At 56.1% G+C, this 14,536-nt stretch carries 8 protein-coding genes and 5 pseudogenes; 9 read left to right on the top strand and 4 right to left on the bottom strand.

Annotation, left to right across the window (positions count from 1 at the left end; genetic code table 11):
* Positions 1 to 250: 250 nt before the first annotated feature.
* Both NXT3_RS22555 and NXT3_RS32980 read left to right on the top strand, forming a co-directional pair.
* Positions 251 to 671: pseudogene (locus NXT3_RS22555) on the top strand (2,4'-dihydroxyacetophenone dioxygenase family protein); the annotation flags it as partial.
* A gap of 198 nt (positions 672 to 869) precedes the next feature.
* Positions 870 to 1,115 (top strand): annotated as a pseudogene (locus tag NXT3_RS32980) (transposase); the annotation flags it as partial.
* A gap of 125 nt (positions 1,116 to 1,240) precedes the next feature.
* Here NXT3_RS32980 and NXT3_RS22570 read toward each other — a convergent pair.
* Positions 1,241 to 2,518: a site-specific integrase gene (locus NXT3_RS22570; protein WP_234828173.1), complete on the bottom strand. Its 1,278-nt coding sequence runs from the start codon at positions 2,516 to 2,518 to the stop codon at positions 1,241 to 1,243.
* Positions 2,519 to 2,733: 215 nt separating this feature from the next.
* Positions 2,734 to 3,301, bottom strand: a pseudogene (locus NXT3_RS22575) (IS66 family transposase); the annotation flags it as partial.
* Positions 3,302 to 3,971: 670 nt separating this feature from the next.
* On the opposite strand from NXT3_RS22575, the gene NXT3_RS22580 reads away from it, so the two are divergent.
* Both NXT3_RS22580 and NXT3_RS32675 read left to right on the top strand, forming a co-directional pair.
* Complete coding sequence (locus NXT3_RS22580) at positions 3,972 to 4,649, top strand: class I SAM-dependent DNA methyltransferase (RefSeq protein ID WP_104840530.1); 678 nt, start codon at positions 3,972 to 3,974, stop codon at positions 4,647 to 4,649.
* Positions 4,650 to 4,745: 96 nt separating this feature from the next.
* Positions 4,746 to 5,756, top strand: a pseudogene (locus tag NXT3_RS32675) (IS630 family transposase).
* Positions 5,757 to 7,068: 1,312 nt separating this feature from the next.
* Here NXT3_RS32675 and NXT3_RS32680 read toward each other — a convergent pair.
* Positions 7,069 to 7,206: pseudogene (locus NXT3_RS32680) on the bottom strand (IS30 family transposase); the annotation flags it as partial.
* Between the two features lie 49 nt (positions 7,207 to 7,255).
* On the opposite strand from NXT3_RS32680, the gene NXT3_RS22605 reads away from it, so the two are divergent.
* From NXT3_RS22605 to NXT3_RS32120, 5 genes are all read left to right on the top strand, one after another.
* Positions 7,256 to 8,425, top strand: a complete 1,170-nt coding sequence (locus tag NXT3_RS22605) for a M24 family metallopeptidase (protein ID WP_104840534.1) — start codon at positions 7,256 to 7,258, stop codon at positions 8,423 to 8,425.
* Between the two features lie 1,002 nt (positions 8,426 to 9,427).
* Positions 9,428 to 10,258, top strand: coding sequence for a transporter substrate-binding domain-containing protein (locus NXT3_RS22610; RefSeq protein WP_234828174.1), 831 nt, complete (start codon positions 9,428 to 9,430; stop codon positions 10,256 to 10,258).
* Between the two features lie 50 nt (positions 10,259 to 10,308).
* The gene (locus tag NXT3_RS22615; RefSeq protein ID WP_104840536.1) at positions 10,309 to 11,283 is read left to right on the top strand and encodes an amino acid ABC transporter permease; all 975 of its coding nucleotides are present in this window, start codon (positions 10,309 to 10,311) and stop codon (positions 11,281 to 11,283) included.
* Positions 11,280 to 12,149: an amino acid ABC transporter ATP-binding protein gene (locus tag NXT3_RS22620; RefSeq protein WP_272939864.1), complete on the top strand. Its 870-nt coding sequence runs from the start codon at positions 11,280 to 11,282 to the stop codon at positions 12,147 to 12,149. Before NXT3_RS22615 ends, NXT3_RS22620 begins: the two co-directional genes overlap by 4 nt.
* A gap of 314 nt (positions 12,150 to 12,463) precedes the next feature.
* Positions 12,464 to 13,186 (top strand): aspartate/glutamate racemase family protein, encoded by a 723-nt coding sequence (locus tag NXT3_RS32120; protein ID WP_199773396.1) that lies wholly within the window; start codon positions 12,464 to 12,466, stop codon positions 13,184 to 13,186.
* Between the two features lie 157 nt (positions 13,187 to 13,343).
* On the opposite strand, the gene NXT3_RS22630 is transcribed toward NXT3_RS32120, so the two are convergent.
* Positions 13,344 to 14,531 (bottom strand): glycine C-acetyltransferase, encoded by a 1,188-nt coding sequence (locus NXT3_RS22630; protein WP_104840537.1) that lies wholly within the window; start codon positions 14,529 to 14,531, stop codon positions 13,344 to 13,346.
* Positions 14,532 to 14,536: the final 5 nt, after the last annotated feature.

Here is a 14,536-nt window from a genome sequence, read left to right on the forward strand (position 1 = left end):
AATTGTTCCACCATCTGGCATGAATCGGCGGCGGCAAAACGACCGCTTGGTCGATTGCCGTCGCCTCAGAGGTGATCGAGGCACCTCATATTAAATTGGACGACCCTAGGAGATCGACAGAGGCAGTAATCCTCGCTGCCTCATTTTAGGAGGAGGCTTGCCGTGACAGGCGTGCTCGATTTTTCAAAGCAGCCGTACCAAATGCCACAACCAAGGGGCATGCCTTGTTCCTGGCCCAAGGGCTTGTGCCAACCAAGATGCTTGGGTCCCGCAGGCCGACGGAGTTTGGTTCAGGCCACTTCTGCTTTCAGTCAGCGAGGGATATTACGTTAATCTTCTTCGAGTGACCAAATCCGGAGTGCTTTCTAGGCACCGCCATAGCGGCCCGGTTCATGCGTTGGTACTTCGGGGAACGTGGCGATATCTGGAACACAATTGGATCGCCAACGCAGGGGACTATGCTTTCGAGCCGCCGGGCGAAACTCATACGCTCGTGGTGCCTATTGCCCGAGATAATCACGCTATTCCATGTGAGCGGTGGCTACGTCTACGTTGATCCCCAGAGCGTTCCCTTGGGGTACGAGGACGTATTCACCAAGCTTGCATCTGCTTCGCGCCACTACGAAGCGCTTGGCTCGGGTGAGAGTTTTGTAGAGCAGTTTGTTCGTTAGCAATTTGCCTTCTTCGCGAGCCGCCTGAGTGCCGTTCCGTCGTAATCTGCCCGCAACGATATCGCTTCGTCATGCCAACCTCCGTTTGGCACGTAAGCGGTGCATTGACCCCGTCTGGCGATAGCGGGTTATCGGGCTTGAACCTATGTCCGAACATAGAACGTTCCATATGATCGAAGCCGTTGCGAGTTCAAGGCTCAGGCGGTAGCCGAGAGCATGGAGCCCGGTGCGAGCGTTTCGGCGATAGCGAGGCGCATAGGGATCGACCCATCGCAGTTGTTCACATGGCGGCGCAATGCCCGTCTGAAAGCGGAGGCCGCTGTCGATACGGCTCGGGACGAAAGCTCCACCGCGGACATCATGATCGGCGACTGTGATCCGCGTGAATGTCGGGATCGACGAGCCCATCTCGTCAGGCTGATCCCCGCGGTACGCTCTGCATGATCCCGGCTGGTACGAAGGTCTTCTTGGCCAGTCATCCGGTCGACTTTCCGCAATTATGTGAAGCGTGCAGTTATGTGGAGTCCGCCGCGGCAATTGCTTGCCGCCTGCGGCGTTTGAGAGTGGGATTACTCGACATAATTTGTCGATCGTCCGATGGACTTCAGCATCGCGAGCAGCTTGTCGGGAGCAGCAAAGCGACCCGGCTTGAGCGACGGCGGTGCCATCGCGGCAAGCGCCTCCAGTTTTCGGTTGGATCGTTCCCGGAAAGGGGAGTGCGACCTCGTTGATTGGCCTTCGCTGCCCGACAAGCTGGGGAGCAAGGCTGTGGCGCAGGAGATGCGCACCGGCGCCCCCCCGAGTTCGACCCCGTCATGCCGCAACCGCTTCCGCACGATCCTTGAAACAGGCGCCGCACTCTTGAACGGTCCCACCGGCAGCGTGAACGACAGGAACAGATACGGACTATCCACCTTCGGTCGAGCGCGCAGGATGTAATCGGCGAGTGCGGCCCCGGTCTCCTCGAGGAGTGGCACCACCCGATCACGCTTGCCCTTGGCCCGCCGGACAAAAACCTCGCCAGTCAGTACGCCAGTCGATATCCCGCAGCCGAATGGCGCGTAACTCGCCGTTGCGAATGCCCGTGGTGGCGAGCAGCAGCAGGACGGCTCGATCGCGGATGTCGACCGGCGTCGTTGCGCCGATTGCATCGATCGCGTGCCGAACGTCATCCCATGCAAGGCGAGGCGGCAAATGCGCCAAACGCCAAGAGGGCATTCTTGGGACGACGCGGGCGAGATCTTAATGGCGACCAGCCCAATATAAAACCGAAGAAATGTTCGAATGTGAGAAGTCGCCGCCGTGCGACTGCCGGAGGTCGCCGATAGTGACAGCCGATGCTCGACAGCAGCAAGGACCTGCCCAGCCGTCAACGCCTCGAGGTTCTGGTCGGGATGATGATGGCGGAACCAATCCAGAAAGCGGCGGCCGCCCAGAAGAACGCCTTCGCGGGTGTTCGGCTCTAGCCCCCGCACCCGATGCAGGTAGTCCGAAAAGGAGGCCAGAAGCGGAGCATCCGGATCACACTCTTCACTTGGAACAGAAACAATGAACCGCTCCGGAGCCACTCGCCGTGCGTGTCCTAGCGCCGATACTGCCCCAATGCGCGAATCCGTAGTAAATGTGCGCAAATAGCTATCGACGACATCTTGATGGATCGGCATCGGACCGCAGCGCGTCCCGGCAAACTGGCGAAAGCGCGCAATTCGGCTCAGATAGATCTTGGCCGACGCTCGTTTGTAACCAAGCGCGAGAAAATGCTCCGCGAGGCGATCCATCTCGCCACCGAGCGCACCACTACGCAGGCGCTTGAGCACCCCACCATCCGAAAAATAGAACTCGAGCATATTACCCCTTCGGAATAGCGGCGCAGGGGGATCCCACACCCTCCGAGAGGCACGAAATATTATGTGGCGGAGAATTCCAGATTTGGCAGGCCGCGGCTGGCGCCGAGACGGCGTCCGCCACATAATCTCGCTCGACGCATAAATAGGGTTATGTGCCGAGCCACATAACCTGCTGCCGGTTTTGAGCCGCGTCTTGGCCAGGCTTGTATAGGCCGGTAGCCATCAACCTGCAGGATGCCGCTGAATCCGGCGATGTGACGCGCTACGCAGTCGGCGCCTCTGCTGTCCTCAAAACGATAGGCAACCATCGGCGGGCTGGTTCCACCGTAGGGTCGATCATCGCGTGCATCGGCCCACAGCCAGGCCTTGGTGGTTTTCCCGGAAGGCAAGGGTGGGCAAGGTCGTCTCGTCGGCGAAGACCCTTTCGCCCTCACTTAACGCGCTCCAGGATATAATCGGCGAGCATCTGCAATTCGAAGCCCAGATGCCCCATCCACTGCGCGATCAACGACCGGCTGACCTCGACGCCATCGCGCAAATAGATCGCCTCCTGCCGGTAAAGCGGAAGACCGTCGGCGTGTTCGACACGGCGATGTAGGCGAGCAGCCGCTCCGTCGGCAGGCCGCTTTCGATGTCCCCGGCCGCGCGGTCGAGTGCGCTCTGGATTGCCGAAAGGCCGGTTTCGACCTCCTCGAAAGCAAAGGACACCTGTTCGTCGTTGACGGCCGCTCGTTGGCACTTTTCTCGACGGCCTTCAGCCGGGCGACCGAACATACGCTCGATGACGTTGCGCTGCTTGTAGACAGCGCGTACTAGACCTTGCAGTTTCGACGTGGCGGGATCACGGCCGCGGTACCGCGCTCGTGAGCGGCTTCGCTACCGCCGAGCTACACCACCTGTAGGGACACGACCTGTAGGGACACGACCTGTAGGGACACGACCTGATAAGATGTTGGTCAGTCAACGCTGCTGTCTGATTTGTCGGATCAGTGACACGGTGCATTCTAATGTAACCAGTTGAATAAAGAAGAACATCCTTTCTGCTACCCCGTTTCTCGCAGTTGGCACGACCTTTGAGTGTCTCGCGTTCCATGAACATGAGTCGATCCGATATCGGTTTACGCTCCGGCTCAAAGCGTCTCAGAAGGGACCATGCCACATGCGTGTGATGTTTGGACCTTATGGTCGGCTGTGCGATCTCAATCGAATCAGCTCTCGGCAGCAACACAATGCCCCTGATATCCAAGCCAGCTGGTGCCCAGAGGCAAGTATTCGCATTCTCTAGGGGTAGTCACGGGCATCGTTTGAACGGATTTCAGGTTCAAGGGGAAGTACTTCCACCGGACGGCAGCCAAAGTATAGTCGAAGCATATTTAATAAATCGGCAGAAGGTTCTTGGCCGCCAGAGTGCCGCGGAAGACCACCAAATTCCAGCCCTACATGGAGAAAATACATGGACACCGTTGATCAACAGAACGTACTTCGACAAGCCGCGCAAAAGCGGATCAAGGCTTCACATGCGCTCGACGGTGACGCCGATCGCTTGGCGCGGTACTATCGTGAATGGGCTGAATCCTACGAGCTGGACGTCGACCGCGAACGCTACTGCGGCCCCTCGATCGTCGCGGAACTAGCGGGGGCAGTCCAGGCGGCTTATATCGGCGGGGAGCGAGCAGCCACGGCAATCCTGGACGCTGGCTGCGGTACAGGCCTAGTTGGCATTCAACTGGAGCATCTCGGCTTCCGTTTGATCGACGGCTTCGATCTCTCCGAGGCGATGGCCGAAATGGCGCGCCAAACTGGCGTTTACCGCAATGTTGAAGACGACGTTGACGTAAACAGACCCCTCTCGCGCTACTCGAGCGCAAGCTATGATATGACCGTCTGCTGCGGTGTCTTCACGCTCGGACATGCCGACCCGGACGGGCTGCGCGAGTTGGCGCGCGTCACGCGGCCGAACGGGTTCGTGATCGCAAGCACATGCAAGAGTTATACGGGGGCAATGTCGTTTGAGGATGAGGTGATGTGCCTTCAGGAGGCGAGCGTCCTCACGCCCGTACAGTGTCTGAACGACGGCAGATTCCTCGGGGAGGAAGACGCGCATTACTGGGTTTTGCGGGTGCTCGAGTAGCCCGCGAAGCAGCGTATGACCTGCGGATCTGTCCGACTAACGCCAGTGCTCACGCATCCCGCGCAGCGAGCAATCTGGTATCTTGTTTAGCGAGGTATTTTGCAAGGCACGGCAGACAAAGGATGCCAGCCAGCGCGCCGGCTGTTGGCGCTGGCGTCGATTTATGATGGCGGCTCTCGTGCTGATGCTGCTCGGCTCGGCAGCGTCACCGTTCAGATCGTGCGTGACTGGGTGGTGCGGTTCAACGCGCGCGGTCCCGACGGTTTGATCAACGGCAAGGCTCCAGGCAAGCCGTCGCTGTTGAACGATGATCAACGTGCGGCCTTGGCGCAAGCCATCGAGCGCGGCCCCACACCTATCTCGATCGCGTCGTGCGCTGGCGTCTGTGCGATCTGGCCCTATGGCTTTGGGAGGAATTCCGTGTCTCGGTGAGCGAGCAGACCCTGGGCCGCGAAGTGCGCTCGATGGGCTACCGCAAACTCTCAGCTCGCCCGAGGCATCATGCGCAGGATACCGAGGCAGCCGAGGCATTTAAAAAAACTTCCCCGCCGCAGTGGCAGAAATCGCCGGTGGCCCCGCCAAGGGCAAAGTGATCGAAATCTGGTTCCAGGATGAAGCCCGCATGGTCAAAAGAACAAGATCACACGTCGCTGGGCAAAGCGTGGATCCAGGCCATCCGCGCCGCACGACCAGAGAACTCGCTCGGCCTACATCTTCGGCGCGATCTGTCCCAGCCAAGGCAAGGCCGCAGCCCTGGTGATGCCTTGGTGTGACACCCATGCCATGAACCAGCATCTGATCGAGATATCGCGAAACGTCGCCGACGGTGCGCACGCCGTCCTGATCATGGACCAGGCAGGGTGGCATATGTCCAACAATCTGATGGTTCCCGAGAACATGACCATTCTGCCTCTGCCGCTGAAATCGCCCGAACTCAATCCTGTCGAGAACATTTGGCAGTTCATGCGCGAAAACTGGCTCTCAAACCGCGTCTTCAAATCCTACGAGGATATCGTCGACCACTGCTGTCACGCATGGCGAACACTGCAGGACCGACCCTGGAAGATCATGTCCATCGGTCTGCGGCAATGGGCCCGTGGGTTCTGATCAATGAGGGTTGGTATAAGGCAAGAGGAGCGATACATTCGTTCTGGCCTAGCATACGTCCAAGCGGCTCAGCGTTTGAATTTTCATGTGCGACTGAACGTTTTCCCAATGAACTGCGGGAAAAACCTGGCGCCCTCCGGCATTGGCGTGAAGGCCGGCACCGCATTTGCCGCTTCATGCTCGCGCACCGCACAGATAGGCTTGGATCCGTTTTTTCGTACAGCAGCCGAATCCGCACCCCTCCAGTGAAGGCGAGACGATCACCATGCCGAATGCGGCGTGTTGCTGGCCTAAGGGTACCAGATGGTGGTGCCGACCAGCGAATTCCCCTCTATGACCGCGAGGCCGCGGCCGAGCAAAAGGGACTTTCATTCCCCACGCCGATCCGGCCATTTCACTGCCGTGGAGAGAGTCTGTGCTGCTCGCTGTAGGGAGCTTTCCTTCCCACTGCTTTATGGCAATGGCGGATATGGGACTTATCCTCTCCTCAGGTCGTCAGCCGAAAATGGCGTGCCGCATGACAAAGGCCGGAAACCACAATTAGAGCAGACTTTCATTCAGTTCCAACAAACCAAGCCGCTCTACGCAAACGGGACGACATGTATTCCCATTCAATCATACTGGAATCGATGAATAACATCGAATAACTTTTCAGAATACTACCATCCTGGGTAGGGGCGCGGGGCCCAGATTGCGGTTAAAATGGGTTGCATTTGGCATTTCTCTTCATCGCCAGCTTGAACGGACGCGTGATACTCCGCTTGGGGATTAACAGCAAAATCGGCTTCGCTGTTCGCCTAACGTCTGATCAAGGAAACATCATGCTTCGAGTGCAACTTGGATTGGTTAGGGTTGACTCTCAGGCACAAAGCCAATTCGGCACCATTAGCGAAAGGTAATTAATGGATATTATAAAAAGCTTCAGGTGAAATAGAGGTCACTTGGCAAGGCTTTATTCCTTGAGAATCGGCATAAAATCAGGGACATTGAACATGGAGAATTACATGAACTAAGAGACGCCCCCCTTTCCGTGCCAGAGCCTGAACAAACTTCAGCAAAGATTACTTGATGGTTTTCGAATGCTTCGCATGTTGCGAAGCGGGGTTCGATTCTGATGAAGCCTTTATGGCAGGAAGGCGGAGAGTTGACATCATTTGGCCCGCGCCTCGTCGTCCTCGGGTACAGGTGAGTGGGCGGCAAGGCGGCTGCGTACTGGTATAGTGTCAATCGATGTCGAAAACTCACCCATCAATTTTCCCGCCTTTCTTGAGAGTCTAATCTAAGTGCAACAATGACGAGTGACGGGTAGGGATTACCCGCTATCTCGCAAATGCGCGATGAACACCTCGGCTGGTGTCTGATAGCCAAGACACTTCCTGAGCAGCGAATTTAGATGGTGGGCAAGGGCGACCAGCTGCTGCTGGCTCACGGCGGATAGGTCCGTCGTGCCGGTTTCCCAGTGCGCGCAGCTAGATGTTGTCACTAAGGAGGAGTGAAAAATGGCAATGCCAAGAGGGCCGCAGGCGTTCCCGCGGAGTGAATATTTGAAGCGTCTGTCCGCCGTCAAGGTGGAAATGGAGCGGCATGACGTTGACGCTCTTGTGGTCAATTCAACCGCTAACATAACTTATCTGTCCGGCTACACATCCAAGACTGGCTGGCAGCCGCAAGCCCTTATTGTTTCTTCAATAGACGAAGAGCCGAGCTTCATCACTTGCCGTAAAGATGCCCCTGCAGCGATCCATCAGATGTTTATCGAACGCGGTCGCATTTTCGCCTACCCGGAAGCTCTCCTTGCCGATCCTGACAAGGATGGCTGGGATACGGTGATCGATCTCCTTTTGGACAGTGGCTTCGGACGGAAATGCATTGGAATCGAGGCAAGGCTGTTCCCCGCCCAAACTCTCGAGAAATTAAAGGCAAGGTTGCCGGAAGCCAAGATCGTAGATTTTCGCAACAGGGTTGATTGGATCAGAGGCGTCAAATCGGATCTAGAGATTTCCTACATGCGTGAATCTGCGGCCATAACTGACGCAGGCATGCTGCGTGCCAAAGAATTGATCCGTCCGGGCGTTGCCGAGGCTGAAGCTGCGGCGGAAATCACCTCGACGCTGATACGTGGCGCGAACGGGAAGGCGGGCACGGATCTAACCCACTTCTTTCTGTGCGCCAGCCCGAGAACGTCCACCTGCCACATCCAGTGGGCCGAGGACGTCTTCCGGCAAGGTTCGCAGATCAACCTTACGATCGGCGGGGTTCGTCATGGCTATGTTTCGCCCCTGGCGCGCACATTCTCGATCGGCAAGCCGTCCGCGCGTCTACGCCGTGTGCATGATGCGCACATCGCAGGAATGGACGCCGCACTAAGCGCAATCCGTCCAGGTGTGACCTGCGGTGATGTCGCTGCCGCCTTCAGCACCACCCTTCACAAGTACGGCATCGAGAAGGAGTCGCGATGTGGCTACGCGGTGGGAATTGAATGGGTCGAGCCGACGGCCAGTCTCAAGGTGGGCGATGCTACCATCTTGCAGCCGAATATGACTTTCGATTTGATGCTCGGCAACTGGATCAATGAAGATCTCGGCTATGTAATCAGCGAGATTTTTCGTGTTACCAAAACCGGCGTTGAAACATTCAGTGCTCTTCCTCGGGAGATATTCGAGATCTAATCCCAGCGAGGATGCGCTGGAGACCGGCCAGCTGAAAGGCCCGGCCCGCGAGAGGCTGCTGGAGCGCGAACTGATGGGGACGAGATGGCGCTGCTGGAGAGCAGGTCACCCTTTAGCCTGCAGGACGCAAGGCGATAGGCCGAGCGCTCCGATGGAGCTGTGATTTATGCTTTGGCCTGGCCCGCGTGCCGGATCTGGCGAGCGGGCCTTGGGAGCGTCGCCATCTTTGAGCAACCGGTAGCGTCCGGTCGGGCCGTTCTCCTATTCGGTCCTCACCATTGTAATCGCGACAATCTGGATGAAATTCCCGCGCTTTTCGCCGTCAACTCCATTCAATGGCGGGGATCGCCGGAGGTCATGGCCACGCCTCTGCGTGAGGGCATGCGCACCTTCGTTTCGAAAAAGATCTAAACAGCTATTCACGGGCTCCTTCACCATCGCGCCTTCGCCAAGGAACAAATCTCTTGGGCGAAGGATGGCACCTAGTAAGTCGTGCCACACCGAATGGGTCAGCATCTCAATTTAGGCGTATATGACTGGGTCGGTCTAGAACGTAAGTTCGTACGGGCCGAGATTTCGTAGGTGTCAATTTATCATCAGGCACGCAGCTCGATTGCCGTGGATGACGTAAGCCCGGCAGTGAAATCCACAGTCTCGGGAAAGCTAGTAGGCGCTCGACGAGAGTATAAGGCATTTGTGGAACGCCGGGCCGCGGAGCTTGAGATGCATGTGTATTACGAGGCGGGCTCCACTTGCTACGGCGTTTACCGCCTGATCACGGAGCCTCGGTTTAGCATTGCATTTGGTTACGCGACCAGTTCTCCCGAAGACGCTCCGACCGGATGAAGAAGCATTTCAAAAGAGGGATTTTTTGAAGCGGGCATTTCGGCACGCGCAGCATTTTGGCACAACTCGCCGTGTGCTGTGCGCTAAAAATGAAATTACCAGACACTGATGCCAAGTAAAAGTTCTGGGCAACAAGCACAGCAAAGGGGAACTAAATTGAATGGACTTGTGAAAAGGTTCACAGCGACTGCATCGATCGCACTTGCGTCGTTCTCGTTCGCTATCTCGGCCCATGCGGGCGGAGTACTTGATCGCGTTCTTGCCACGAAGACGCTGACTGTGGCGACGGCTGCCAATTTCCCTCCGGCCTCATTCGTGAATGACAAAGGGCAACTCGACGGGTTCGATATTGAAGTTGCCAAAGAGGTCGCCAAGTATATGGGCGTAGAGGCCAAATTTGTGACGCCGGGGTGGGATATCGTAACTTCAGGCAAATGGGAGGGCCGCTGGGACCTTGCCATGCACATGTCTCAGACCGCGGCGCGCGCCAAGCTATTCGACCTTGAAGCCGTGTACCTCTACAACTACATGGTCGCCGTCGTTCACAAGGATAGCAAGGCGACCAAGCCTTCGGATCTTGATGGCAAGGTGATCGGTGTTACTGCGGGATCTGCAGAAGAATCCTATGCTAAACACACGCTCGAACCGTACAATGCTCCACCAATAAAGTACCAATTCGCGCCCGGCGAAATAAAGAGCTACGAATCAAACAGCAGCGCGAGAGATGATCTTCGATTGGGCGACGGCGTGCGTCTTGATGGAATCATCGATGAGGAACGAACTGCCAATGAAGCGATCAGGGCCGGTTATTCGTTGAAAATAATCGGCGAGCCCCTCAATTCCGCTGCAACCGCAATCCCGGTGCTTCACGGTGACAAGGAATTCAGCGACAAAGTGGCGGCGGCTATCAAGAGCATGAGAGAAGATGGCACGCTCTCCAAGCTGTCGATCAAATGGTGGGGCTCGGATCAGACCTCCGCGAAGTAGCGCCGCAGTGGCCCAGGTTAGCCTGGGCCAATTATCGGGAAGGAATTCTCATGCTTTATCAGGATACGGTCGAATCCGAGGTGCTTGTCCATAAGCCTTGGTTTATCGCCTCGATCTTCGCCCTAGTGCTTGCGGCGTTTCTGATGATCAATCTCACAGGCACTACAATGGGTGAACTCATGCGCCCAGTTATCGGCAACCCGCTGGAAAGCGGCCTCTATGGGCGCTTCGCGATCGCCTTTGTGATTGCGATTATATTCTGCGCCAATCTGGTGCTGATCGGCTTTGCGCCCTTGAAACTACAGATTGGTATTGTGTGGCTTGAACTGCTCGCCCTGTTCATCACTTTCTTCAAACTATTCAACCTGAGCCTGCCGTTTATTTGGGATAAGCTGCCAATCCTGATCGCGCAGGGGGCACTTACGACGCTGTATGTATCGGCAATCTCGCTGATCTTCGCGTCGATCATCGGAATAGCTGCCGCGATTGCGAAGCTCTCAACCAACGGATTTGCCTACGGAATTGCCAGCTTCTATACCTCGTTCTTCCGCGGTCTACCTCTTTTGATGCAAGTTTACCTCGTCTATCTCGGTCTGCCACAGCTAGGCGTCATGATCGACGCCGTCCCGTCAGGCATAATAGCGCTTTCACTCTGCATTGGTGCGTATATGACCGAAATATTCCGGTCAGGCATTGCGAGCATTGATCGCGGCCAGTGGGAGGCCTCCCGATCTATGGGTTTCGGCTTTGGCCTCACCATGCGCAGGATCATCTTGCCCCAAGCGTTTCCTGTGATCATTCCACCGATGGGGAACATGTTCATCGGAATGTTGAAGGATAGCTCTCTTGTCTCAGTTCTCGGTGTTTGGGAACTGACGTTCCTTGCTCGTACGATCGGTCAGCCAACTTTTCAGCACATGGAGATGCTGATCACGGCGGCAATTATTTACTGGATTATGTCTGCCTGCCTTGAAGTTATTCAATCCAGGATTGAGGCCCATTTTTTCAGGAGCAAGGTGCGATGACGAGTAGCAATATCCACCACGTCAAGAATGGCATGTACGAGGGCAGCCCCTCAGAGACTGACAAAGGTCCGTGCGCGCGGCCAGCTCCAACTGGAGAGGCACTGAATCAGGCTCATGCCATAACAACCGCGGACCCGATTATCGAAGCGAAGAGCGTATCGAAATGGTACGGCGCCTTCAAGGTACTGAAAGGCGTCGACCTCACCGTACGTAAGGGCGAGCGCATAGTAATATGTGGGCCCTCCGGTTCAGGGAAATCGACTCTGTTACGCTGCTTCAACCGGCTCGAAGCCCATCAGGAGGGCGAAATCACCGTTAACGGGATCAGGTTACACAATAAGATGCGCAACGTGACTGAAGTCCGCAAGAACGTCGGCATGGTGTTCCAGCACTTTAACCTCTTTCCCCATATGACTGTGCTGATGAACTGCATGGCGGGCCCAATGTGGATCAAAGGTGTATCCGAAGGCGATGCCAAGAAAACAGCCTTGAAGTTCCTCGAGCGCGTGCGCATTCCAGAACAAGCCAACAAATTCCCGGTTCAGCTATCAGGTGGGCAACAGCAGCGTGTGGCTATTGCACGCTCGCTATGTATGGAACCTGCCGTAATGCTCTTTGATGAGCCCACCTCGGCGCTCGATCCGGAGATGGTGTCGGAAGTGCTTGAAACAATGACGGGTCTCGCGCGCGATGGAATGACCATGGTCTGCGTCACCCATGAAATGGGCTTTGCTCGTGCCGTCGCCGACCGGGTGATCTTCATGGATGCGGGCCAAATTGTCGAAGAAGCCGCTCCCAACTACTTCTTCACCAACCCTCAACACGACAGAACAAAGCTTTTTCTCAGTCAGATTTTGAAGCACTGAGAGCCTTGGTGAAATGAGCGGGCGCCGTTGTGCGGACGGGTAAGTCGATAGTAGGTGCGCTGCGGGAGGTGGACCGCACCGCGAGGGGTTACTCGTTCACGAAATTGGCTCCCGGTCTCTAAGACTGGAACAGATCTAGTGTGCGGAATTTGTGCGAACTGAGCTGCGTCCGAAGCCAAAATAACATCACAGGGGCTCAAAAAAAGCTGAAACAAGAACGCATCGAAATGCGAACCTACTCATCAGTAACGCATATCATGACCGATGAGCCGAAATCATTCCTTAACAACATTCGTAACAAAGGAGCGTCATCGATGACGTCGCATGCCAGACTTGTGCTTGGAATTCTTGAGCTTGATGAAGGTCTGATGCCGGATAGCCCGTTCAATGTTCAGCGGGAAGGCGCACTTCAAAATCCAGAGACTTTTAGCGTACCAATCTTAACCGAGCTTGTGGATGGCGCACTAGCGGATACTGTCATTCGCGGTGATCCGTCACTTGAGGGCGCTTGCGTTGCAGCGGCTCAGCGCTTAGTAGCCCGAGGCGCCAATGTGATTTCCGCCGACTGTGGCTTCTTCATTCGGCATCAGGCAGCGGTCTCCGCAGCAGTCAATGTGCCCGTGGCGATGTCAAGCCTTCTCCTTATTCCGACTTTGCTCCGTCAGCTATCACCAGCTCAAAAGCTTGCGGTGATTACGGCAGACTCAAGGCATTGCAGTGAAGATTTGTTTGGTATCGAAAATCCAGCGGACCGAGCGAGAGTAGTTGTCGGCGGGATCGAAGGCGGCAAATACGTACGCGACGCGTTGTCACGTCCGCTGGTTCTAACCAGCATTGATCAGATTGAGCAGGAGGTCGGAGCTTGCGTCGCGCAACTACGCGCCAAGCATCCTGAGATAGGGATGTTGCTCTTCGAATGCACAGGGTTCCCATGTGTTACGAAGGCTCTCCGCCACAAAACAGGTTTACCCATCTACGACATCACAGATCTTTGCCGACTGACTCTTGCCTCCACTGGCAGCCTTGCTTTGCAGTAGGGCACGATCTTACTATTAGACCGCTACCAATGGAGCAATGGAGGCGAAATGTCACGCAGCCATTGCGCTGCTTGATGCCCCTACATCGTGTTTGTCGTCAAACGATTTCATCTGAGGAGATCTTGGAAATGCGTCCGTCGCGATCCGCCTCAAGCTATTAGATTACTCCCAGGTCTCTGCCAACCTCCACAAAAGTCTCAACTGCGCGATCGATATCGGCCAACGAATGTGCTGCCGACATCTGCGTCCGAATACGTGCTTGGCCTTTCGGTACGACTGGAAAGTAAAAACCTACAACATAGATTCCGCGTAACAGCATATTTTCTGCCATCTGCCGGGCCAAGAATGCGTCCGCCAACATGATAGGGATGATGGGGTGGTTCGCGCCGGCTAGGCTGAAGCCGGCACTGCTCATTTTGGTTCGAAAGAGCTCGGCGTTAGAGTAAAGCTTTTGCCGCAACACATCCCCGCCCTCGATTAGCTCAAAAACCTTCAGAGACGCCGAAGCAATAACCGGCGCCAGCGTGTTGGAGAACAGATAAGGACGCGAGCGCTGCCGTAGCCATTCGATGATCTCGGCCTGGGCCGAGGTGTAACCGCCCGACGCGCCGCCGAGCGCCTTTCCGAGCGTGCCGGTGATGATGTCGACCCGGCCCTCAACGCCGCAATATTCCGGCGAGCCGCGGCCGTTCCTGCCGACGAAGCCGACGGCATGGCTGTCATCGACCATGACCATCGCGCTATATTTCTCGGCGAGATCGCAGACGCCCTGCAGGTTGGCGATGATTCCATCCATCGAGAAGACGCCGTCGGTGGCGATCATCTTAAAGCGGCTGCCCTCTGCCTTCTTCAACTCTTCCTCGAGTGCGGCCATGTCATTGTTGGCGTAGCGGAAGCGCTTGGCCTTGGAGAGACGCACGCCGTCGATAATCGAAGCGTGGTTCAGCGCGTCCGAAATGATCGTATCCTCTTCGCCGAGTAGCGTCTCGAAGAGACCGCCATTGGCATCGAAGCAAGAGGAATAGAGGATCGTGTCTTCCATGCCAAGGAACGAGGATATGCGCGCCTCTAGCTCCTTGTGCTCCTCCTGCGTGCCACAAATGAAGCGTACCGAGGCCATACCATAGCCGTACCGGTCGAGCGCCTTCTTCGCAGCAACGGCGATTTCCTCATTGTCGGCAAGACCAAGATAGTTGTTGGCGCAGAAGTTCAAGACCTTGTCGCCGCCAACAATGGTGATCTCGGAGGACTGGCGAGAGGTGACGATCCGTTCTGATTTATAAAGCCCAGCGGACTTAAGTTCAGCTAGTTCCCTTTTAAGATGTGCGAGAAAGGTACTGGTCATTAACG

It is taken from the genome of Sinorhizobium fredii (assembly GCF_002944405.1).
GTDB lineage: Bacteria > Pseudomonadota > Alphaproteobacteria > Rhizobiales > Rhizobiaceae > Sinorhizobium > Sinorhizobium fredii_C.